Here is a 23,613-nt window from a genome sequence, read left to right on the forward strand (position 1 = left end):
TCCTAATTACCAGCCGTGACCGCAATAGCCGTAATCACGTAAGTATCCCCTACAGGTTTTAGGGTGTAGGTCTTGTCCTTGCTACTCTGGCTATCTTTTCGGCTGGTCACATAGTGCACAGTATATTCTTCATGGGTTTTCACGATCACCATTCCATTCTCTTCGGTAACGCTGAGAACATTGAAAACACCTGGTGTATAGTAGTCGATTTCAGCCTTCTTGACTCCGCCACCTGTTGTCCACTCCACCATTTCCTTATAGGCATCACTTGAAGTGTCATAGTACTTGGAGTAGGTGTTGGATCTACTTGAGACAGATGAGAAGATTTCTGTCCGGTAGTCTTGGAGGAAGGAGGTGATAGCAGTTTTCTTCTCTTCTGCCTTCTTGGCTTCTTCTTCCTTGGCTTTACGAGCTGTTTCTGCATCTTTTAATCGTTTGGCTACATCCTTAGAAAGCTTCAAAGTGATGACTTCATCATCATCCGGAGTTTCACCGATCGTAACCTTGGCCTTTTCAGTTGTATAGCTCTCATTGTTGACACTAAAGACTGCATGGACCTCGATTTCTTGATGGGCTACGACATCGACTTCAAATAGGGTACTTGTGCCGACTTCCTTGCCATTCACGGCTACCTTGATATCCGTTGGATTGCTGACTTCCTCTGGGAATTCAATTTCAAGAAGACGTTTCTCAGAATTGAAGGTCAACTCCAGCTTATTCTTCGAAGCTTGAGCTGGATCTAGCTTGACCTCACTAGAGATCTTTCCAACTTCGGTCTTACCGTCCAGTTGCATGTCGCGAGGTGCAAAGTGAACCTTTCCAAGCTTGGTCGTTTGGTTTTTCTTGAGCACAGTCGACTCTTTTTCACTGGTCTTAAGCTTGGCATCATCCAGATTCGTAGTCGCTGTGACTTCAAGTGGATAGGTCTCGATGCGGTATTCTTGGAAGATACCGAATTTCTTATCCGCCTTCTCGATTCCAATCAGTAGATTCTGATTTTTGTCCTTGACGATCCCTGTTTTTGAAGACTGGGCGATATGATCTAATTCGTAAATGACATCAATCTTCTGAGCAGTCATATAGTCTAGCAAGCCTTGAGCTTCTTCTTTGGTCCACTTATCCTTATCATTTGAAAGGATGCTAGCCACTTCCCGGTAATCTTTTTGTTCAATGGCTGTGACTAATTTGTCCACTGTCACCTGTGGGCCTGTAGTTGATGAGAAGTAATAGCCTAGACCAGACAAGGTCAAGACCAACAAAGTCAAAATACTGAAGAAGAAGACTTTCTTTTTCTTGCCCTTTTTCTCTTTTTTGACTTTCTTTTCTTTCTTTTTCTTGCCTTTCTTGACAGCTTCTTCTTGCTCTGGTACTTCTGCTGCCGCTACGGCTGCAACTGGCTGGGACAGGCTTTCTGGGGCCTCTGAAGGGCTTTCCACTGGTGCGAAGACCTGTGTTGTTTGATTGGTCTCATCAAAGTTAATCGCCGGAGCAGGTCCTTCCACGATTTCAAAGTTCTGACTACGAGCTGATTCGATCTCTTCTGGAAGCGGTGCACGTCCATAGAGGGTAACGAAATGCTCTTCCCATGGCTGTTGAAGAGGATTTACAGGCTCTTCTACTGGTTCCTGCTCTCCTTGTACTGGCACTTCTGAAGCCACTTGGTCGATAGCTACTCCAGCAATTGATTTAATTGCCTTAAAATCAAAGCCGGAATCTCTTCCGGCAATGAATTCTTCAGGAGTAGGTTTGCGACCGATCACTTTTTCAAATAATTCTACCCATTTTTTGTTCATCGGTATGTTCTCCTAAAACCTAAAATATTTTTTATCCGATATGTGTATGAACAAGAATTTTATGACAGTCTCCCTATCCAATTAGAAGAAGGAAGCGATATAGAAGGATACTTGTTCTAAAATGCGTCTGTCAATGATGCCAACGATTGTGAAAATGACAAGAATGACTGCTGTAGAAGCAAGGAGTAACAAGAATTTGTCAGCCTTGAATTTTGTTCTGTTCAAACCTTGGTAAACGGTATAAAGCAAGCCCAAGAAATAGAGAACGAAGATCAAAGATAGAAGGAAGCTAAATCCTTCAAAGTACTTCACTAGAGAAAGGATCAAGACAATGAGGGATGCAGGCAAGGCATAGATAGACAAACGAGCAAACTCATCAAATGAACGTTTGTAGGTGTATTCTTTATCTTGCAAGACAAGGTTACGAACCAAGAAACCAGTTAATTGAGTGGCGTAAATTGTAAAGAAAGTTACAATGACGATCAACAAGTAAGCAGTAAATCCTACTTGAGCGTATGGGAAGGCACTCGCCACGAAGAAAAGTGAGAGGCTAAGGATAAATGCTGTTAACACATAATGAAGGATACCGTTCAAGATTTTCGGTTGATTTTCTACTGTTGGGCGAGCCAAAGCAGATACAATCCATGACCAGAATCCTTTCATCGCTTGACCAAAAGCATTTGGTTGAGCAGGTTGTGCATAATAGGCTTGACCTGGTTGAGGTTGCCCTGGATAAGGTGCTTGTTGGAAACCTTGACCTGGAGCTAGTTGACCAAACCCTGGTTGTGGCTGTTGTTGAGGCGCTTGTTGGAAGCTATTTGGTTGAGCACCAAAGACTGGTGCTTCTGGGGCAGCATTGAACTGTGGTGCCTCTTGCACTGGTGCTTCTGGAGCAGCAGTGAACTGTGGTGCTTCTTGTACTGGTGCTTCTGGGGCAGCAGTGTATTGTGGTGCCTCTTGCACTGGTGCTTCTGGGGCAGCAGCGAATTGTGGTGCCTCTTGTACTGGTGCTTCTGGCGCAGCAGTGTATTGTGGTGCTTCTTGCACTGGTGCTGCTGGAGCAGCAGCGAATTGTGGTGCTTCTGGGGCAGCAGCAAATTGAGAAGTCACTTCTTCTGGTGCAGCTGGAGCAGCAACAAATCCAGCGTTTACTTGGTCTGGAGCTACTGGAGCACCTACAAATTGTGAAGCTTCTTGGGCTACCTGTTCTTCTTGGAACTCACCTGCAGCCAATGCTTGAGCGATCTCTGCTTCAGTTGCTGAACGACCGTTCACAGCTTCAAAGTAATCAAGCCAATCCTGTTTGATCATAAAATAATCTCCTTATAAAACAAAATACAGATATATTATATAAAAATTTCCACTAGAATTCAATGTTCTACCGGAATTCACAAGCTGGGCCATCCAACTACTCAAATGCATCCATGCCTCCTTGGACGTTGGTTACGTCATAGCCCGCTTCTTCCAAAAATTGGCAAGCACGGGCTGAGCGCCGACCAGACTTGCAGATGACATAATAGGCTTGTCCCTTGTCCAGTTCTGAATACCGTTCTGCCAACACTGATAAGGGAAGCAAGGTCACTCCGTCCAGATGAAGAGCATCATATTCCTCTTGCTCGCGAACATCGACGACGTTAATTTCTCCTGCTTGGTACTTTGCTAAAAAGTCATTAAATGGAATTTCTTTCATGATTTCTCCTTTTTGATGCCACTATGGCAAGGTTAGTATTTCATAGTTAAAATCAATAGATTCTAAAAAGCGGAATAGGTCTTGGGTTTTGATAAAGATCGTCTTTTCATTCGTGTTAGGATGGAAGGTCATGATTTCCTCTGACACAATGTCCTGATCAAAATAAACGAGAATATCCTTATCTTCATTGTTTAACAATCCAAAGGGAGATACTGTCCCAGCTGGTAATTGCATTTTTTCTGCCAGAGATTCAGTTGAAGCCATACGGATCCGATTGGCTCCTACTTGGTCTTTGAAATCCTCCATGTCCAAAGGTTTCTGGTCATCCATGATGAGCAGATAGTACTGGGTTTTCTTTTTGTTGGTCAAAAACATGGATTTGGTCCGGACCCCTTCTAGACCTTCAATATAGGAATCGGCCTGCTCAGTAGTCAATGCCGGTGGGTGTTCCACCACATCAAAATTAATCCCGAGTTGGTCTAATCTATCTTTGACTTTTTGATATGCTTCCATAGAATACCTCCCCCTGTATATATCACTAATTATTATTTGTTAAACTCTGCTAAAATCTGCTGAACCCGAGCCTGAAGAGCCAGCACCACTTCTGCCTCAAACCAGGGATTCTTGGCCATCCAGATCTGATTGCGGGGCGAAGGGTGGACCAGAGGGAAATAATCTGGCAGGTAGTCCTTGTATCGGCGCACCCGCTCGGTCACCTTGCCACTGACTTTCTCATGGAGATAGTAGGCTTGGGCGTACTGGCCAATCAAGAGAGTCAACTCAATATCCGGACACTCCTTAAGGAGCAGAGGGTGCCACTTTTCCGCAAAGCCCTTGCGAGGTGGCAGATCCCCTGACTTGCCATGCCCTGGGAAATAAAAGTCCATGGGAATGACCGCAAATAGACCCGAATGGTAAAAGGTCTCTTCATCGACTCCCAACCATTCCCTTAAGCGGTCCCCACTCTTGTCCTTCCAATAGAGGCACGCTTCTTGTGTTTTCAGTCCAGGTGCCTGTCCGATGATATTGATCCGAGCAGTCTTTGGTGCCGCAAACAAGGGCTCAATCCCCTTATCCGTATAGTCTTTGTTTTGTGGATCGGCCATGATGGCCTCTTTGATCCGCTCTAGTTGCTTCATTTCTCCTCCTCTAAGCAAAAACTCAGCCAGCAAGTGCCGACTGAGTAGCGTCTATTTGATGAGTTCGTAGATGGCTTCTGCGTAGATTGCAGCAGCACGGTAGAGATCTTCTACATCCGTAAATTCATTTGCTTGGTGCATGGTGTTCACATAGTCTGGGAACATGGCACCGAAGGCAACCCCACGTTTTAATAGACGACCAAAGGTTCCGCCACCGATTACTTGCTCATGACCTTTCAGTCCGGTTTGTTTTTCATAGACACGCAAAAGCGTTGAGACCAATTCATCTTCCATTGGAACATAGTGAGGGGTGTGGCCGTGGGCTGACAAGCTAACGGATGCCACTCCTTCTACTTTTTCAAGTCCAGCTTTGATGGTTTCTGGATCTGTTCCTTTAGGGTAACGAATGTTCAAGGCGATGGTGTTATCTGAGCTATTTTCGTCAAAGTTGAAGACACCCGCATTCATGCTGAGAGCCCCCATCTTTTCATCCGTATGGGCAATGCCAAGCTTCTCACCAGCAAAATCTTCGTGAAGAAGAGAAGCTGACACCTGCAAGTAAGCTTTGGCATCTCCACCGAAGTCAAACTGGTTCAAGAAGAGAGCCAAGTAAGTTGCTCCATTGATCCCAGCTTCTGGAGTAGAACCGTGGGCAGATTTTCCGATAATGGTGACTTTAAATTTACCATCATCCTCTGTTGCCACTTCATAACGAAGTTGGTGTTCATTAGCAAAGGCCTCCAAAAGACCAGCTAAATCTGGTAATTGCCCAGAAACGACTGCTGTCGCTGACTCTGGTACCATGTTTTCACGAAGGCCACCTGTGAAGCTATGAAGATGCGCTTGACCTGTATTTTGACCACCGAAGTGAAGGTACTCGGTAATATTTCCTTTTTCCCCGTTGATGATTGGGAACTCGGCATCTGGTGAGAAACCAAAGTCTGGATCAGGAAGACCGACGTGTTTGAAATAGTAATCCATATCGCCCCAGCCAGATTCTTCATCTGTACCGACCACGAAGCGCACTCGCTTAGATACAGGTAATCCCAGATCCTTGATAATCTTCAAGCCGTAGTAACAAGCTACTGTAGGCCCCTTGTCATCTGATGAACCACGCGCATAGAGCTTGCCATCGATAATCTCAGGTTTATAAGGGTCTGTATCCCAGCCACTACCTGCAGGTACCACGTCCATGTGGGCAAAGATTCCGAGCTCTTCTTCCCCTTGTCCAAAGGTGAAGTGTCCAGCATAGTTGTCCACATTGGTTGTTTCGTAGCCATCACGCTCAGCAATTTCCAAGAATTTCTCAAGAGCCTTGACGGGTCCAGGTCCATAAGGGTGAGTCGCATCCGCCTGGCTGTCATCCCGTTCTGAGTTGATTTCCAAGAGGCTGAAAAGATCAGCCATCATTTCTTCGCGACGTTTTTCTACTTCTGCTTTAAAGTCAATTGTTGTCATGCATTCCTCCGTTATTTCGATTTAAATTGAATCCTCTAGAATCCCTTCAGCGACTGTCTATCAGCCTGCCAAAGGATTCTAGAAAACCGGACTTGTATCGTACGAGACGAGGACCATCCGGTTCTTTCTGTTGTTATTAGCGTTTTTCGATGATTTCGTCTACTGGCAAGCGGTAGCTAGGTTCTACCTTCTCTGCTGCGTAACCAACCGTGATCAAGAGTTCTGGACGGAAACGCTCTTCGATTTCCAAGACTTCGTTGACTTTTGATTTGTCAAAGCCAAGGATGATGTTTGAGCCGATCCCTTGGTCCGTCAAGGCCAATACCAGGTTCATTGCAACCAATCCAGCATTCAATGCCAAGTAATCGCTAATCTGTTGTTCATTGTAGCGAGCATATTCTGCAGGTAGGTTTTGCATGAAGTATTGCAACTGCTCCTCTGTGAAGTTCTGGACCCCACCGACACGTGCAATCTTCCGAGCCCGACGTTGCAAATCGGTATCCGTAAAGAGAGCGATGGTCACAGGTGCTTCCATGACTTGGTCATAGTTCCCACCATAGGCTAGTTTAGCCAATTCCGCATTTTTCTGACGAACGACCACGAATTTCCATGGTTGGCTATTGTGCGCACTTGGTGCCAAGGTCGCAATTTCAATAGCTGTCCGCACATCCTTTGGATCGACCGGTTGGTCTGTGAAATGCTTGATCGCATGACGTTTTTTGTTGAGTTCTAGGAATTTCATAGTCAACTTCCTTTTCTAATTCTATTACCTCTATTTTAACACAAAATGAAAGAGCTTGCAGAGTTTTTTCATTGAGGACCCTGTTTCCTTTTCAACTAGGCTACCCGCCCTTCTATGGACTCAGATTATTCCGACACTGGACTTTCTTTTTCAAAGAACTGGCCACTAGAGTCTTGGATTTTGTTGATGATGTCGTCGTAGTGAGAATTTCTTTCTTCCTCATAGAGATTGTTGATTTCTTGATAGTTCAACGGATTTTCAACCTTTGGTTCCGGCTTGCGACTGAGGAAATCAATAGTCCCCAGAAGAAGCAAAATCAGGATCACTAGAGAGGTCCAGCCAGTTTCCTTCTTAGGTAGGCGAACTCCCTTGGTCGAAAGAGATTTCCAACTAGGGTTTTGAGGCAAGAGCTCATAGATTCTCTTTTGAGTCGGAAAGAGGGTCAACAATGCATACAAGGTCAGAAAGAGAAATGAAAAACTATGGACAGAAATCCAACTATACCTAATTTTTACCTTAAAAGCCTTATAACCAGCTCCACCCATATACACTTCTAAGGCGAAGACGGCAATCATCAAAAGACAGAAAATCAGGAACTGGACTTTCCATAGCTTTCTCAATCCTAAATATTCTTTTTTGAGCGCCTCTTCTTTGTTCTTGGCTTGGTCTACTTCTACTGGAGCTGGGGTGCTTGGTTTTACTTCACTATTACTTTCAGTTGACCCTACTTTCTTTTCAACTGGTTCTACCTGTCTAGCAAAATAGGCCTCCGCTTCGCTGATGACTTTGCTAAGATTTTCCTCCGTCAGCAGATAAGGAAAGCCATTGATCACCCAATTGTCTTTCTTGTCTGGTTTATCCGGCTTCATAACATGAAGATCAAAGTGTCGTCCAACCAAGCTAATTGAAAATCTCGCATCATAATATTCAGATAGAACTGAAAAATTAACGCCATAAAATGTCTTAGACTTAACCAGTTTGTTCGCTTCCATAAAGGAAACATCCTTTGTAAACGTCGATCGGATTATCTCTTGTATTTGGGAAACTCTCTCTTCAACGGTAGCAGGATCAAGGGGGAGTGTTAAAGCAGAAAACGTATCAGTGGGAGCATTCTCTTCTAAACTATCTTTAAACCAATCCAAGAAAGAAGTCATATTGGATACGGTTAGATCAATAGGCTGATGGATTGGAAATGCTTGGTCCTCTATACTAGAAGGCATGGGGTCTATCTCTTCAAGGATAAACTGCTGACCCGCTATCTCAAGGCTAAAAAAAGCTGGATAATGAGGAAACAAACAAGTAAAGACAACCCTAAAGGGTTCATTCTTTTCGAAGGGTCTTCTCCAGAAGTCTATTATTGCTATTCCCTCAAAGGTCGATTCTATCATTCTTTCAAGGACTTTCACCTTTAGATAGATGTTTTGAGGAGTTACAGGTTCATTGAAAATTAATTCCGGTTGATCTAGGTAAGCTTTGATTCGTCGTAAACCTTCGTTAAGGTGATCGCAGTCATACTCATATCCAAGCGCATACCTTTCTTCACCCCAGTATAGTTTTAAATCTCTACCATCAATTAAAATATCTATTTTATTCTTGTAATCTTTAAGTTCAATATCAAAATTAAAGGTCGGACAATAAGCATTGAACACAATATTCTGAATGTCTATAATTTCAAAATGCTCACCAAAAACATGTTGAAGGGCTTCTCGGATATCCTTCTCCAAATGCTCTCTATGTTTATCGAAATTTAATCCCATTTCTTTGTCATTTTCCCTTATGAGTTTTTATAGGCTGAAGGAAGGCATTAGCCTCCTTAAGATAGTCGTGTTGTTCAATCAAGGAAGTTAGGAGCTCATTGTTATGGCCCCGATAGTTATCCTCACGTCTCAATTCTTCGTACATCTCAATAAAGGGAAGTTCCTTGTCCTTGGCGTCTTGGAGCTCTGCTTCATAGTCATAAGCCACCTTACGAAATTGCAGGTTGGTCACCCCATCTTCTTCGACATCGATCAGAGCATACTGAGCTCTGTGGTTTTGAATTGGTTCCCAGTCAAAATAAGGCATGCCAATAGTCCCCGGATTGAGGATCTGTTGGCCCTGGCTGCCGTAGCGAAGCAACTGCTTGTGGACATGCCCGTAGATCGCCATATCCGTCTGATCATCCAGCAATTGGTCAAAGTTCTCCGTCGCATTTGCTGGACGCAAGTCCCCACCGTAATTCTTTTCTGGCAAGTTGTGGCTTAGTGAAAAGCGAATACCATTGACCTCCTTCTTCTCTACCAAAGGAAGGGATCGAAGCCAATCGATCCGTTTAGGATCCAGGCCTTCCATGAGGTACTGAGTAAGTCGGAGGAGCTGGATCTCCTGCGGATCCTCAAGCCCGTACTCGCCATCCAAAGCCTCTAGGACACAATCGTCCCAATTTCCACGAACAGCTGCTGTAATGGGAATCGCATCCAGCAACTCAAAAAGGTCCTCTCTTCCAGGCCCCGGTAGCAAAATGTCTCCTAAAATCCAGTATTCCGTCGCGCCTAGAGCACGCGCATCCGCAATCACTGCCTCCAGGGCTGTTGTATCTCCGTGGATATCAGATAAAATGGCGATTCTATGGTTCATTATTACACCTCATTTGAAATCTAATTAGATTTGAATCTAGTATAACAAAATTAGGAGTAAAACGTAAAAACCATCCATGAAAATGGATGGTACAATTACTCAAATCCTTGGAAGGGCTCCGCCACTTCCATCAAGGGACTTGCTTCTTCCTGCTTTCCTTGATGGAGCTTGGCTTGCACTGCCTCCGCGACTGCTCGTGGGATGCCAACCGTGACGATTTCATCTACAGTAGCTTCTTTGATCTTGGTCAGTGACTTGAAGTGCTTCATCAGCAACTGCTTGCGTTTTGGTCCCAAGCCTTCGATGCCATCCAACTGAGAAGAGAAGGAATTCTTGGACCGTAGCTGGCGGTGAAAGGTGATGGCGAAACGGTGAACTTCATCCTGGATCCGCTGGAGGAGGAAAAATTCCTGCGAGGTCCGAGAGAGTTCGATAACTTGAAGAGGATCGCCGAAGAGCAATTCGTGAGTCTGGTGCTTGTCATTCTTTTGCAGGCCTGCGATGGGAATGTCCAGCCCCAACTCTTCTTGGATGACTTGCTTAGCGATATTGACCTGGCCCTGACCCCCATCAATGACGATCAAATCTGGTGGTGTCAGGCCATCCCGCATGACACGACTGTAACGTCTGCGAATGACTTCCTGCATGCTGGCATAGTCATCTGGCCCGACGACAGTCTTTATCTTGTACTTTCGGTAATCCTTTTTGCTTGGCTTCCCATTGACAAAGACAACCATGGCTGAGACCGGACTGGTCCCCATGATGTTGGAGTTATCAAAAGACTCGATCCGCACAGGGGTTGGAATTTGCAGGAGTTTTCCAAGGTTTTCAATGGCACCTTGGGTCTTTTCCATCGATTTTTCAAGGAGATTGAACTTCTGCTCCAGACTGACCCGCGCATTCTTGATGGCCAGATTGACCAACTGCTTCTTCTCCCCACGCTGGGGCTTGAGTACCTTAGTATCCACAAGGGCTTTGACCGCTTCCTCATCGATATCTTGAGGAATCAATATTTCATTGGGGATCAGATGAGATTTCTCCTGGTAAAATTGCCCCACATAGGTCAAGAAATCCTCGTCCGGATCATTGTAGTAAGGGAAGAGATTGACATCCCGCTCGATTAGCTTACCCTGACGGACAAAGAAGACCTGCACACACATCCAGCCCTTGTCCACGTAGTAGCCAAAGACATCCCGGTTCTGCAAATCCTTGGCCATGACCCGCTGTTTGGTCCGCAGGGTCCCGATAGCCTGGATCAGATCCCGATACTCGGCCGCCCGCTCAAATTCCATGTTTTGCGCAGCGGTAGTCATCTTGACCTTGAGCTCATCGATGATCTTGTCATCCTGTCCTTTTAGGAAATCAGAAACCTCCTGGGCCATGCCCTTGAAATAGGCCTCGTCCTTGTGGCAGACCGTGTGGGCCATACACTGCCCTAAATGGTAGTAAAAGCAGACCTTGGAAGGAGGATTGGTACACTTGCGGAAAGGAAAAATCCTATCCAAGAGCCGCTTGATCTCATTAGCAGCCCCCACATCTGGATAGGGACCAAAATAGAGACCACCGTCCTTTTTGACCTGGCGCGTGATGATGAGGCGCGGATAGCGCTCATTGGTAATCTTGATGAAGGGATAGGACTTGTCGTCCTTTAGCATGATATTGTACTTGGGCTTGTTCTCCTTGATGAGGTTGATCTCTAGAAGCAAGGCCTCAATATTGGACTCAGTGACGATAAACTCAAAATCCACAATCTCAGATACCAGCGCTTCCGTCTTGGTATCGTGGCTCCCTCTAAAATAGGACCGCACCCGATTGCGAAGATTCTTGGCCTTCCCCACATAGATGATGGTACCGTTCTTGTCTTTGTGAATGTAACAGCCCGGACTCGTCGGCAGAAGCTCGAGCTTGGATTTAATCAAGTTATTCATACTCTCTATTATAGCAAAAAAGGGAGGCTATGCTCCTCTTATAATGTTATATCATATCATTCGTTTTAAATCGTCGTTTCATAAACTGTTAAAGGGTTTCGAAATTTCTAATGGAGATTTATAATTCGTTATCTAAAGTCTTTGACTTGCTTGTATAAATGCTCAAAACAATTACAAATGACAACAACTGCCACAGAAGGATTCTTACTATCTGCAAACTATCTGCTTCAGAATTTGAAACCACATGAACTAGATTTGAAGCAAGATTGTTGAAAAAATGATCTCCTAACCCAAACCATAAGGAACCTGTCATTTTGTAGAGTAAGGACCATTTGATACTCATCATTCCCGCTAAGATAACATAGCCAATGCCCATGACGATGAGATTTACGAGTGACGACTCTCCTTGAAGATAATCTCTTAAGGGCATTACCAAGTGCCATATTCCAAATAGGAAGGCTATAAAGAATAGACTCTTGCGGTAAGAAAGCCCTTCAAGAATTTTTGTGAAAAGGCCACGAAATATTCCTTCTTCCATCCAGACATTTATCAGGTTAAACAACACACTTGAGAGAATAAGTAAGATTCCTGCTTGAGATACTTTTTCGTTTGTTAAGGAAAAACCACTGGCGTAAAACGATAAGTGAACATTACCATGAAGAAACAAGAGAACAATGCACTCAACTGTATATGCAAAGACGGAACAAACTAAACCAAAGAGCAGGCCCTTCCCTATACCACTCACGGTTCCGTCAGAACTGAAACCAATATCTTTCCATCTTAATTTACAAATTGAAAGGATTCCCCACAGTAGAAGAATTCCAAAAAGCTTATGTAGAAAATTCTCAGATAAGAAGGTTTCATCCGTCCTAATATAGAAGTATTCAATTAGCCTTGCTACTGAGCAGATAACAAATATAATTGAACAACTTAAAATAGGTTTCTTTATTAGTTGATTTAGCATATCTTCCTTTCAAAAAGTCTTTTATAAAAGTTAATTTCAATATCTCACTCAGTCCAATTATCTATTTTTCAAATTTCGATAGGACGAACTTAACCAGTCTTGTGACGACTTCTACTACGACTAAAACCATCGCATACAATAAAAATGGCGGAATTAAAAGAAGGGCGATTTTCCAGCCTCTGAAAAAAGCAAGCCCTTTATTAGATTTAGCTGCTGTATCTCGTTCGACTGTTTTCACTTCTATTAGCTTCATTCGCAATAGTTTCACAGTGACTTCTTCTTGCCCAGCATCAAGCGAAACACTTTTCTCCTCTGAACTTGAACTAGCTAGATAGGCCTGAGCCATTCTGACCAGATAAAGTCTCTCATCTTCTTTCACAATGGTACGAAAGAACTCCATTGCCTCATTTCTATTCCCTTTAAGGTATACATTAACTGCCTTCAGATACATAGATTCCAATTGTGAGAACTTGTTGTTTGTCACTTCCTTTAGAACGGCATCATTGGGCTCTTTTTTGACCAGTAGATCATAGCGAGCTCTGTATGCCATCTTGAGTGGTTCATAATCTGCTAAAAAGTTAGAGAGCAATTCCTCGAACTCATCTTCCTTCAAATCAGGTCTAGAAAACAAGTTTGCATTCAATAGAATTTCGTTTAATTTTACTTGTTCAACATCTGTAAACTTTTGAATCTTTTTGAGTTCGTCTACAACTGCTTCAATGGATCCAAAGTCACCAATCCTATAGAAATAGAAAATAGTGGCAACCTGTACACGCGCTTTAATCGTTTTGATACTCTTTCTTTTTTGGTTCAGAATATAGCTTGCCATCAAGTCAAGATTTATGTCCTTATAGATAAGACTATTCAACTTCTTAATTAAAAGAGTATCTTTAATGATAACTAGAACCAGCTCAAATGGTAAGTAAATCAAAAAACAAATGAGAGCAATTTTTTTACTTTGAGTCACTTGCACTGCATATAAAAATGGTAGAGCTAGAATTACCAGTAGGACTATCAATGGAATATTGTAGCGTCTTCTTAGTTCTTTATAATCTTTAACCATAAATCTCCTTATTTCATTGACAATTTCTTTCGTGTCCTTGTTGCTAGATCTAGACCAAGGGATGATGCAGCAAGCAATTTCCTATCAACCCGATCGCTTACCATCATTTCTACTCTCTCTATTATAGCAAAAAAGAGGGGTATTAGCCTCTATGCATTATGTCTGTATTTTTTATATTCACCTTGACCAAGTTAAAAATAATGTTTAAAAGATAGATCAGACATCCAATCTCAATCCTTTATTTCAACTTGACCTTTTTCATATCCCGAATACCAACTGCTATTAGGGCTGACATATTCAGGCAATTCACCTTGTGGCTGATCTCCTGAAAGTGTTAAAATTCCATCATATATCAAACAAGAATACTTCACAGAATCTCTAACAAATTCATCATTTTCAGTATCATAAGAGTAGGTACGTTCTGAACTACCTTCCTTTAGAGTGATCTGCTCTCCTTCTATTTTTATCCATGATGTTTTATCTAGTGAGGCTGTTTTAGTAGATTCATTTTTTACTGTCAGATAATAAATTCCATCTTTTGATTTCATATCATCAAGAGTATTCGTGATAATCCCTAAAATCATAAGTGCAGGAATAATCAACAAAAACCATTTCCATTTTTTAGATTTATTTTTCATCAGTAGACTTTGTTCCAATTTTTAATATTTTAAAATTCGTTCATTCCAATTTTTAATTTTCCACTTCCACTTTCTTTATTTCAGTGGAAACAAACTATTGTTTTAAATAAAATAGTTAGATGTTTATAAAAAAATGACTATTTTAGTTATTTAAGAAGATAAAAAACTTTCCGCTGTGAGAAAAGTGCCTGAAATAATTCGAATTTCAGGCACTCGGGAGTTTTGAGAGTAAAACAGTTTTGGGAACTGTTTTAGCCTGAGCCCAGAAATTAAAGAGCGAAGGGGCTCAAAACTAAGTCATGGAACTTCGTAGAAGTTCGCTGACGTCCGTACTCACCTAAGGAAAATTTTTTAGAAGACTTTATCTTCAATCTGTTAGGGATCTAAAACGCCCCCTCTTTGATATTAATATCCTCTTAAATATGGAAGTAAGGACATAAGAGTTGTCCCAAGGACCAAGACCCAAAACCAGAAGGAATACATGCTTCTTTGGAAGACGCCTGGTGCTGGTCGGTTTTCTTGTATGTAGTGAAAAATAGCTTTTCTTTTTAAAATCAAGACGATGGTAAAGGCGATGGTTCCACCTAAAAAGACTAGAATTTGAACCCACTCGGCCACATTCATATTGACATGCGTACCGAGGTAATGAAGCCCTTGAGAGAGGACCAGGTTGTTAAAGATATGGTAGAAAATAGCCCACCAGATCGAATACTCGAAAGTCAAGTAGCCAAAGCCAAAGCCGATAATTGTCGCAAAGAACAACTGATCAAAATTGGCATGGAACATTCCAAAAGCCAAGGCTGTCATGACGATCGCAAAGACTTTTCCATACTTTTCCAAGGCTCTCAGTCCAGCAACCCGGAAAACCAATTCCTCTGTGATAGGACCGATCAGAGTCGCATAGAGCAAGAGGCTCCAAGACTGGCTGAGTTGCTCGGACATATCCTCTTGTGGCTTGAAAAAGCCTAGAGTTTCCATCATGTGGTCTAAGAGTTGAGACAAGGCACTAGAAGCCAATTGGGCGAACCCCAAGAAGGCAATGAATACTAAGAAAGTCTGCCAGGTCATCTTGCGTCCCTTTTGTCTCACATCTCCTTTAAAGAGGGAGCCTTGCAGATAAAGGGCAAATAGGAAGACACCTATACTGACAGATATCAGGTAGCTAATCCCATTCCCATTGATGAGATTTTCTACATACTCCTGCTTCTCTGCCATCTCCAATCCATACCGTCCAAACATAAAGAGGGTAATGGCAAAGGTCAAAATGATGCTAACAAAGACCATGACCAAGAGATAGAGACAAACCATCCCCGAAAAGCTTCCCAAATCCTTTTTGGGATCTAAAAATCGATTAAACTGTTTCATCCATTCACTCCGCTAATCTACTGTTTTTGTTTTCCGGCTCCATCCGTAGCACCATCCAAAAGCCCCCTCATAGAGAACAAAGAAAATCAGAAAGGCATGTAGGAAATAGTCCTCCGGAAGAGCTAATATGATGGGATCCTTGTAGGGATCAAAGAGCCAAGTAGCATCTCCGACAAAGAGGACTTGGTGAAAGAGGGTAAAGAATTGATCAAAGCCAATAAATAGGGTCACTCCTCCTATGACGATAGGCAAGAGAACCATCCCACCAAATAAAGGGCGATAGAGACCTGCGTAGCCTTTACGCATGACCGTTCGAATAAATCGTATAGCCACTGGCAACAAGACCAGGAACAAGATCTGAGTCAGGTGAAAGAGGTACTTGACTGCTTGAAAATGATGGAGGCCATCTGGAGAGGATGGAAAATCTGGCATCTCCAGCTTCCAATTAAAAGGACTGGTCAAATACTGCATGAGGACTTGAAAGTTCTTCTGAATGACTGCAGGAGTCAAACCGGTCCGATTTTGAATTCGTAACCAGCTAATCTCCATGGGATAAATCAACCAGGCTACGAGAATGGTCCCTAAAATCACTGTTGCTAAGAGCCAGAGGACAAAGCCCGTTACCTTTAACCGATCACGCATCGAAATCCCACTCCGCTAAGCTAGATAGGACATGCGTTGGTGGCAAGGGCAGATCCGGCACTTCTTCTGGCTTGGTAAAGCCAGTTGTCACCAGCAAAGTAGGAATGCCATTGTCAATTCCTGCTCGGATGTCGGTCAGGTAATTGTCTCCCACCATGACCACTTCTTCGCGCTCTAGTCCCAGGTGAGCGATGGCCTTGTCCATAATGATGGCATTGGGCTTACCGATAAAGGTCGGCTTCACGCGCGTTGCCGCTTCGATAAGAGCATTTAGAGCACCCGCCCCTGGCATCATTCCCCGCTCTGTCGGGATATTGAGGTCAGGATTGGTCCCGATAAAATGCGCTCCCTTTTGAATGGCCAAGGTAGCGATAGAGAATTTCTCATAGTCCACTTCCCAGTCGAGACCCACCACGACATAGGCTGGATTGACGGTATCTTCGACGAAGCCTGCCTCAGCAATGGCTTGTTTCAAGCCAACATCTCCAATGACATAGGCGGTTTTTCCAAGATTCATATCCACCATATAATCAATGGTTGCTAGTGTCGCTGTATAGATGGTATCCAGCGGCGTTTCGATGTTGAATTGGCCTGCCAGCATCTCTTGGACCATTTCTGGCGTCCGCGTGGTATTGTTGGTCACAAAGAGGTAGGGGATCTGACGCTCTTGCAATTCGTGGACAAAGGCTTCCCCAGCTGGAATCCGCTCTTTCCCTTTATAAATAGTTCCATCTAAGTCAATTAAATAACCCTTATAAGTCACGAGATTCTTGGTCTCCTTTTTCACTTAATTCCTCTGCTTCTTTCTCCTGAAATTGAAACTGGCCACCTGCTCCATAGAGAAGCAAGCAAGCCCCGTATAAGGCAAATTGAAGGACCAGACCGAAGAAATTGATACTTGCTTTTCCAGCCTGAGTAAAGAGGAAGGATGAAATCATCAAGATGACGATGGTCACCATTAAGCCACCAATCTTAGCCTGATCAATGGTAATGGTATAGACGCCAGTTTCTTTTTCCTCATTAGTCTCTTTGCCAGCCTGAATAGGCTTCATGGTCTCAATGAAATCTGTCATTAAAGTCGCTGCGAGGCTGACAGTCGTACTGAAGAGGACACCTTGAGAGAGCTTATTAAAGAAGTTACTCCAAAAGCTACCTGATTGGCTAGTGATACTCAAAGAAAAGACGACGACAGGCAGGATAAAGGCCAAAATCAAATGAATCCAAACACGATACCAGCGTACATCTTCCTTGAGAAAACGAAGAAAGTCTTCAAAATTCAATCGGTAGCGTACAAAACGAATCGCTTCCTCAATAAAGATATAAAAGGCTGCGACTAAGGTTAAGAAACCATCTCCCAATACATAGAGAGGATTTTTCTTACGACGAGCATAGGCAACAACCCGTCGTTGAACCTCCATCAAGTCTTCTTTTTTCTGTTTTAATCTTCTTTTTTCCATAATGTTTCCTTATCTATTTCTTCCCAAGTGATGAGGGCTTGGGCGTGTACTTGGCCTTCTGATGAGATGACATGATTGCTGATCATCCCTTCTCGCTCAACGCTAGAGGTAATCATGCCTCCAGGAAGGACCTCCTTAACATACTTGAGATGGACACGTTTGGGGATATGCTGGGTTAGGAATTCTGCTCCCATGACTTCAAAGACCCAGTCTAGGTACTTGCTGTTGTTCACATGACCGTTCATGTCTAGATCATAGAACCGCACATGGTAGTCCTGCTCCATGGCCCCATTCAGTTCTGGATAGCGTGGACCACGGCGGATTTTCTTCTCAAACGGTGACTCATATGGATCGGTGATCTCCTCCGGTACGGATTGGACCTTACGACTATCCCGATCCATCAAGACAAAGGTGGCCACCATCTCGACGATAGCTTCCCCATTCTGATCTCTGACCACAAAGGAACGGTAGCAAAAGAGACGATTGTGGGCCAGGGCCTGAGTCTCAATGGTAATCTGTTCATCAAAGACCGGCAGGCGATGAACCGTGATGTCATAGTCGGTGATGATCCAGACTAGATTGTACTGTTCGAGCAGGTCCCTGTCACTGATACCAATCTCCATCGACTGCATGCCTGAGACTTGCAAGGACAAGAGGATGAGCTGTGGCATTTTGATAAAGCCATTCACATCGCTCATATCAAAGGGGACTTTCATGTCATACTGATAAATTTTAGCCATCGTTTACTCCAATATAAATTTCTCTGCTACGGTATCCCCAAGGAACAAGCCTCTCTTAGTCATCCGCACTTGCTTGTCATCTGGAACCAAGAGTCCCTGCTCCGTTAGACTGGCCACCACTTGTCCATAGCGTTGGTCAAAGGAGATACCAAATTTTTCTTCAAAACGTGCCTTAGACACACCTGTCTTTTTCCGTAGACCGAGGAACAACTCCTCTTCCATCTTCTCTTCCAGTGTCAGGTGCTCCTCTGTAATCCGTGCCTTACCAGCCTCAACAGCTTCCAGGTAATGCCGGATTGGGCCATGATTCTTGTAGCGAATCCCATCGACATAGCCGGAAGCACCAGCTCCCAGGCCATAGTATTCTGCATTATCCCAATAGACCAGATTGTGGCGACTTTCAAAGCCAGGCTTGGAGAAATTGGAAATCTCATAGTGCTCAAAGCCTGCTTTTTCCAGTTCCTCAATGATGTACTCAAACATCTCCGCTTCCAACTCTTCTTTGGGGAGAGGAAGCTTGCCCCGTCGCATGCGGTTCATAAAGACCGTGTGGTTTTCTAAAATCAAACTATAGAGACTCATGTGGGGGATGTCCAAGTCGATCGCCTTGGCGACATTTTCCTTGACCTGGTCCATGGTCTGACCCGGCAGAGCATAGATCAAATCAATCGAAATATTGTCAAATCCTGCCTGCTTGAGGTGGCGGATATTGTCATAGATATCCTGCTCCTGGTGACTCCGACCGATCTTTTTCAGCATCTTGTTATCAAAGGTTTGGACACCCAGAGAGACCCGATTGACCTGAGACTCCTTGAGAACTGCGATCTTATCCGGATCCAAATCGCCAGGATTGGCTTCGATGGTAAACTCTTCTACTTCCGATAGGTCCATAACCTTGGGCAATTCTGTCAAGAGATAGGCCAGTTGTTGGGCGGACAGAGCTGTCGGAGTCCCTCCACCGATGTAGAGAGTCCGAAGTTTGCCAATCTCATACGATCGAGTCTCCTGGATCAAGTGTTCCAGATAGGCATCGACCGGCTGATTCTTGATAAAAACCTTAGAAAAGTCACAATAATAACAAATCTGGGTACAAAATGGAATATGCACATAGGCAGAGGACGGTTTAGCTTGCATAACCTTTATTATACCACATTTCGCACCAAAACCAGAGCAGAAAAGAAAGGGGAAAGCAAGGATTTCCTTGACAAGAAGGAATGAAAGGAATAGAATAAAGCTAATCACATTCGGAGGTAAGGAGATATGAACAACTAAGTTTCGTTAAATAAGATACTTTATTTAGTGGACTGCTTGTTCTATCTCTTTTTGTGTACCCTCTCGCCTATTCTCCAACCTTTTGTTGGCTAAATTAGGTCTTTTTCTACTTGGGTTCCGCTTGAATACAGCTCTACTAAATAGGTAGAGCTGTTTTTTGTCCCAGTAGAAAGGAATCTTATGCTAAAACTATCCCACCTCACTATCCACCATACAAAAGATTTACGCGATCTAGTACGTAATCTGTCCCTAACCATACATGAAGGAGAAAAAGTTGCTATTATTGGCGAAGAAGGGAATGGAAAATCTTCCTTACTTCAGGTCCTCATGTCCCCAAAATCTCTACCAGATTATCTGACCATAGAAGGAGAAATCACCACTTCCTTTCACTCCTATGCCTATATTCCCCAGTCTTTGCCGGAAGCATTGAAGGGAAAAACTTTGGGAGAATATTTTTTTGGAGAGGACGAGCTAGACTATGCCAGCCTCTACAGACTGGCTGATCAATTGCATTTTAATAGCGACCGCTTTGCAAGCGATCAAACCATCGGAAGTCTATCTGGAGGAGAAGCCCTCAAGGTCCAACTTCTTCACGAACTTTGTCGTCCTCATGAATTGCTATTTTTAGATGAACCCTCAAACGATCTAGATTTAGAGACCCTGGACTGGCTCCAGCAGATGATCCAAACAAGCCCCCAAACCATTCTATTTATTTCCCATCATGAGGATTTTTTGACTCAGACGGCGGATACTATCATACACTTAAGACAGATCAAACACCGTAAGGAGGCTGAAACCATCGTGGAGCACCTAGGCTATCAAGACTACAGCAGCCAGAGGGAACAACAATTTAAGCAACAGTCTCAGCAAGCTGCCAATGATCAACGAGCCTACAAAAAAACAATGGAGAAACACCGTCGCGTCCGCCAGCAAGTCGAAACCTCCTTACGAAATACCAAAGATAGCACTGCTGGACGTCTCCTAGCAAAGAAAATGAAGACTCTCCTATCACAGGAAAAGCGCTATGAGCGAGAATTCCAATCCATGACTTCCCAACCCTATGATGAGGAAATCATTAATCTGCATTTCCCTTCCCTTACTCCCTTGTCTCCTCAAAAACGTGTCCTTCTCTTAGATCAGGAAGAGCTTGCAATTGGTGATCGTGTCCTAGTCAAGAACCTCTCCCTCACTCTTCATGGGCAGGATAAGATAGGGATTATCGGTTCCAACGGTGTTGGAAAATCCACTTTCCTAAAAATGATTTGGGAGATTTTACAGAAGAATGAGAGTATCCGCACTGCCTATATGCCTCAAGATTACACTGAACTCCTCCCTCTAACTCAGACACCCGTTCAATTTCTACAGCATTCAGGTGATCGCGAAGAAATCAACACCATTCAATTGCATTTAGCCTCCCTCAACTTTACTTATTCTGAAATGCACCATCCTATCTCTGAACTTTCTGGTGGCCAGCAAGGAAAACTCTTCCTCCTTCAATTAGTACTCACAAGACCCCAGTTTCTGCTCTTGGACGAGCCTACTCGTAATTTTTCCCCCACTTCCCAACCAGAAATTCGACGCCTATTCGCAGACTATCCAGGTGGACTGGTTACCGTCTCCCACGATCGGACCTTCCTTAAGGAAGTCTGCCAAAAAATCTATCGTCTAACTGAAAATGGTTTAGTAGAGATAGAGTCGCTCTAACGTAAAAAAGATTGGACAAAACCAATCTTAGAAAACGTTGACAAAACTGTTCATTTATATAAATCTAACAAATCCAGAGATATCCAATCCTCTACTGAAACATTCCGCCGTGAGAAAAGTGCCTGAAACTTAATGGTCTCAGGCACTCAGAATTATTGAGAGTAAAACAGTTTGGGAAACTGTTTTAGCCTGAGCCCGGAAATTAAAGAGCGAAGGGGCTCAATAATTAGTCATGGAACTTCGAAGAAGTTCGCTGACGTCCGTTCTCACCTAAGGAAAGTTTCTTAGAGGACTTTATCTTCAATTTGAATAATTGGCTAAAACTAATCTTTTTTTCTACTTTTTCGCTGCCTCTTGTCCCATTTCTTGGGTGCGTTTGTAGGCCGCTTCCACGCCGGCAATAATATCGCCCCGTAAGCCGACTTGTTCCAATCGGTTGACTCCTGCGATAGTAGAGCCGCCTGGACTACAAACCGCGTCTCTCAAGCGGGCTGGGTGCTCGCCTGTCTCTAAGACCATTTGACTGGCTCCTCGGAAGGTCTGGGCAGCCATCTGCAAGGCTTTCTCTCGCGAAAGCCCTAAACTCACTCCTGCATCTGCCATGGCTTCGATCATTTGATAGACAAAGGCTGGACCACAGCCTGCCACAGACGTTGCAGGATCCATCAATTTTTCCTCGATTTCGTAGAGAGCCCCTGCTCTTGCTAAGAGCTGTTTGACTTGGGCTACTTGCTGGTCTGTTACTATTTGGGAGCGAACCAGACTGATGACACCTTGACCAATAGCTACGGGCATATTGGGCATGATGCGAATGAGCCCCACCCGGTCATTTTTAACCACACCTGCCATCTTCTCCAATCCCAGACCCGCCGCCATGGAAATCAGTAACAGATCGGAGCGTTGACTCAAGACCTCCTGATAGTCTTCTAGGAGGGGGCAGATTTGGTAGGGTTTGACCCCCAAGAAGATAACCTCCGCCTCTTCAAAGGCCTGTTGAAGAGAAGATGCTGTGCCCCCACACTGGCTGATAAAATCTTGAACCTTTTGAGGGGAACGATTGACCAAGAGTAGGTCTGGGGCAGCCACTTCTTTTGCGACCGCTTTGGCCAGACTAGTGCCCATGTTTCCTAGTCCAATAAATGCTACTTTCATCTCTTACCTCACTTGACCGTTTCCAGTGACCAGATACTTATAGCTGGTCAACTCACGCAAGCCCATAGGACCACGCGCATGCAACTTCTGGGTCGAGATCCCCATCTCACAGCCTAGACCAAACTCTCCGCCATCTGTGAAGCGGGTCGAAGCATTGACATAAACGGCTGCCGAGTCAACTTGGTTGCTGAAGAGCTCAATGGCTCTTGGATCTTCAGAGACAATGGCATCTGAATGGTGGGTACTGTGGGCTCCGATATGAACGATGGCTTCTTCTACAGAAGGGACGACCTTCACGGCCATGACATAATCTAAGAATTCCGTATCAAAGTCAGTCTCAGAAGCTGGTGAACCGTCAATGATTTGCTGAGCTTGAGCATCCAAACGCATTTCCACTGGTACCGGAGCCTCGTCTACCAAGACTTTCTTCACTAGTGGCAGAAAGTCACCAGCAATAGCTTCATGCACCAAGAGGACTTCCATAGCATTGCAGACGGATGGTCGGCTGGTCTTGGCATTCTGGATGATACTGAGAGCCTTGTCTAAATCTGCCGTTTGATCGACATAGACGTGAACAATCCCAGTCCCTGTCTCAATCACAGGGACAATTGCTTGCTCTACGACTGCCTGGATCAAGCCAGCTCCCCCACGTGGAATAAGAAGGTCTAAATCCCCCTTGGCCTTCATCATGACCAGACTGCTCTCCCGACTGGTATCTTCGACCAACTGGAGGACAGCAGGATCAATAGTGGTCGCTTGCAAGCCTGTTTTTAAGGCGTTAACGATGGCATGGGCTGTCTGATAGGCATCCTTGCCACTGCGAAGGACAACCGCACTCCCGCTTTTCAGGGCCAAGGCTGCTGCATCAGAGGTCACGTTGGGACGACTTTCATAGATAATCCCAATGACCCCCATGGCCACGCGTTTCTTCTGAATGACCAAACCGTTCTCCAGGGTCCGCTCCTCTAAGAGTTCTCCCACTGGATCGGGTAGGGCAGCCACTTGGAGAATTCCATCAGCCATGGCTTGAATCCGCTCTTCTGTCAAGAGCAGGCGATCCAGCATTACCTCCGAAATCCGGCCCCGAGCATCTTCCATATCCAATTGATTAGCAGCCAAAATATCAGCTGTTGCGTCAACCAAGGCGTCGGCCATCGCTCTTAAGGCTTTATTTTTCTCATCACTTGTTGCAGTATTAATACTTTTTTTGGCCTGTTTAGCCAGGCGAATCTGATCGATCGTCTCCATCT

The 23,613-nt window shown here is 44.2% G+C and carries 22 protein-coding genes; 1 reads left to right on the top strand and 21 read right to left on the bottom strand.

The genetic code is table 11. From position 1 onward, the window contains the following. Positions 1-2: 2 nt before the first annotated feature. The 19 genes from I2D56_RS09800 to hemW form a co-directional block, all read right to left on the bottom strand. Entirely contained in the window at positions 3-1,793 is a 1,791-nt protein-coding gene (locus tag I2D56_RS09800) for a TcaA second domain-containing protein (RefSeq protein ID WP_229050178.1), read from the bottom strand. An 81-nt stretch (positions 1,794-1,874) separates the two neighbouring features. Further along, positions 1,875-3,104 carry a DUF6574 domain-containing protein gene (locus tag I2D56_RS03700; RefSeq protein ID WP_195347992.1) on the bottom strand — a complete coding sequence of 410 codons (1,230 nt, stop codon included), beginning with the start codon at positions 3,102-3,104 and terminating at the stop codon, positions 1,875-1,877. 97 nt (positions 3,105-3,201) lie between these two features. Beyond that, the gene (locus I2D56_RS03705) at positions 3,202-3,483 is read right to left on the bottom strand and encodes a rhodanese-like domain-containing protein (protein ID WP_195347993.1); all 282 of its coding nucleotides are present in this window, start codon (positions 3,481-3,483) and stop codon (positions 3,202-3,204) included. 21 nt (positions 3,484-3,504) lie between these two features. Further along, positions 3,505-3,996 carry a prolyl-tRNA synthetase associated domain-containing protein gene (locus tag I2D56_RS03710; RefSeq protein WP_195347994.1) on the bottom strand — a complete coding sequence of 164 codons (492 nt, stop codon included), beginning with the start codon at positions 3,994-3,996 and terminating at the stop codon, positions 3,505-3,507. Between the two features lie 32 nt (positions 3,997-4,028). Then, positions 4,029-4,622: a uracil-DNA glycosylase family protein gene (locus I2D56_RS03715; protein ID WP_195347995.1), complete on the bottom strand. Its 594-nt coding sequence runs from the start codon at positions 4,620-4,622 to the stop codon at positions 4,029-4,031. A gap of 51 nt (positions 4,623-4,673) precedes the next feature. Next, positions 4,674-6,080: a dipeptidase PepV gene (pepV, locus tag I2D56_RS03720; protein ID WP_195347996.1), complete on the bottom strand. Its 1,407-nt coding sequence runs from the start codon at positions 6,078-6,080 to the stop codon at positions 4,674-4,676. Between the two features lie 136 nt (positions 6,081-6,216). Further along, entirely contained in the window at positions 6,217-6,822 is a 606-nt protein-coding gene (locus tag I2D56_RS03725; RefSeq protein ID WP_048788949.1) for a nitroreductase family protein, read from the bottom strand. Between the two features lie 125 nt (positions 6,823-6,947). After that, positions 6,948-8,579 carry a hypothetical protein gene (locus I2D56_RS03730; protein ID WP_195347997.1) on the bottom strand — a complete coding sequence of 544 codons (1,632 nt, stop codon included), beginning with the start codon at positions 8,577-8,579 and terminating at the stop codon, positions 6,948-6,950. Positions 8,580-8,586: 7 nt separating this feature from the next. Beyond that, positions 8,587-9,438, bottom strand: a complete 852-nt coding sequence (locus tag I2D56_RS03735; protein ID WP_195347998.1) for a metallophosphoesterase family protein — start codon at positions 9,436-9,438, stop codon at positions 8,587-8,589. 95 nt (positions 9,439-9,533) lie between these two features. Then, positions 9,534-11,366 carry an excinuclease ABC subunit UvrC gene (gene uvrC / locus I2D56_RS03740; RefSeq protein WP_195347999.1) on the bottom strand — a complete coding sequence of 611 codons (1,833 nt, stop codon included), beginning with the start codon at positions 11,364-11,366 and terminating at the stop codon, positions 9,534-9,536. A gap of 118 nt (positions 11,367-11,484) precedes the next feature. Beyond that, positions 11,485-12,330: a CPBP family intramembrane glutamic endopeptidase gene (locus tag I2D56_RS03745; protein WP_129269014.1), complete on the bottom strand. Its 846-nt coding sequence runs from the start codon at positions 12,328-12,330 to the stop codon at positions 11,485-11,487. 61 nt (positions 12,331-12,391) lie between these two features. Next, on the bottom strand, positions 12,392-13,393 hold the full coding sequence (locus tag I2D56_RS03750) for a hypothetical protein (protein WP_048716777.1): 1,002 nt from the start codon (positions 13,391-13,393) through the stop codon (positions 12,392-12,394). Positions 13,394-13,623: 230 nt separating this feature from the next. Continuing rightward, a complete protein-coding gene (locus tag I2D56_RS03755; protein WP_048716774.1) occupies positions 13,624-14,031 on the bottom strand; it encodes a hypothetical protein in 408 nt (135 codons plus the stop codon). Positions 14,032-14,436: 405 nt separating this feature from the next. Continuing rightward, positions 14,437-15,396 carry a CPBP family intramembrane glutamic endopeptidase gene (locus I2D56_RS03760; RefSeq protein ID WP_195348000.1) on the bottom strand — a complete coding sequence of 320 codons (960 nt, stop codon included), beginning with the start codon at positions 15,394-15,396 and terminating at the stop codon, positions 14,437-14,439. Between the two features lie 12 nt (positions 15,397-15,408). Next, positions 15,409-16,038 (bottom strand): TIGR01906 family membrane protein, encoded by a 630-nt coding sequence (locus I2D56_RS03765; protein WP_023023022.1) that lies wholly within the window; start codon positions 16,036-16,038, stop codon positions 15,409-15,411. Next, entirely contained in the window at positions 16,031-16,801 is a 771-nt protein-coding gene (locus tag I2D56_RS03770; protein WP_023023020.1) for a TIGR01457 family HAD-type hydrolase, read from the bottom strand. The genes I2D56_RS03765 and I2D56_RS03770 overlap by 8 nt, the downstream gene beginning before the upstream one ends. After that, the gene (locus I2D56_RS03775) at positions 16,791-17,495 is read right to left on the bottom strand and encodes a hypothetical protein (RefSeq protein WP_023023018.1); all 705 of its coding nucleotides are present in this window, start codon (positions 17,493-17,495) and stop codon (positions 16,791-16,793) included. The genes I2D56_RS03770 and I2D56_RS03775 overlap by 11 nt, the downstream gene beginning before the upstream one ends. After that, complete coding sequence (locus I2D56_RS03780; RefSeq protein WP_117744165.1) at positions 17,477-18,235, bottom strand: acyl-ACP thioesterase domain-containing protein; 759 nt, start codon at positions 18,233-18,235, stop codon at positions 17,477-17,479. The genes I2D56_RS03775 and I2D56_RS03780 overlap by 19 nt, the downstream gene beginning before the upstream one ends. Before the next feature lie 3 nt (positions 18,236-18,238). Next, a complete protein-coding gene (hemW, locus tag I2D56_RS03785; protein ID WP_117744164.1) occupies positions 18,239-19,369 on the bottom strand; it encodes a radical SAM family heme chaperone HemW in 1,131 nt (376 codons plus the stop codon). Positions 19,370-19,687: 318 nt separating this feature from the next. Here hemW and I2D56_RS03790 point away from each other — a divergent pair, with 318 nt between their 5' ends. Then, positions 19,688-21,211 (top strand): ATP-binding cassette domain-containing protein, encoded by a 1,524-nt coding sequence (locus tag I2D56_RS03790; protein ID WP_195348001.1) that lies wholly within the window; start codon positions 19,688-19,690, stop codon positions 21,209-21,211. Between the two features lie 336 nt (positions 21,212-21,547). On the opposite strand, the gene proC is transcribed toward I2D56_RS03790, so the two are convergent. Both proC and I2D56_RS03800 read right to left on the bottom strand, forming a co-directional pair. Beyond that, positions 21,548-22,363 carry a pyrroline-5-carboxylate reductase gene (gene proC, locus I2D56_RS03795; RefSeq protein ID WP_195348002.1) on the bottom strand — a complete coding sequence of 272 codons (816 nt, stop codon included), beginning with the start codon at positions 22,361-22,363 and terminating at the stop codon, positions 21,548-21,550. 3 nt (positions 22,364-22,366) lie between these two features. Beyond that, positions 22,367-23,611: a glutamate-5-semialdehyde dehydrogenase gene (locus I2D56_RS03800; protein ID WP_195348003.1), complete on the bottom strand. Its 1,245-nt coding sequence runs from the start codon at positions 23,609-23,611 to the stop codon at positions 22,367-22,369. Between the last annotated feature and the right edge of the window lie 2 nt (positions 23,612-23,613).

The organism is Streptococcus australis, assembly GCF_015553625.1.
GTDB lineage: Bacteria > Bacillota > Bacilli > Lactobacillales > Streptococcaceae > Streptococcus > Streptococcus australis_B.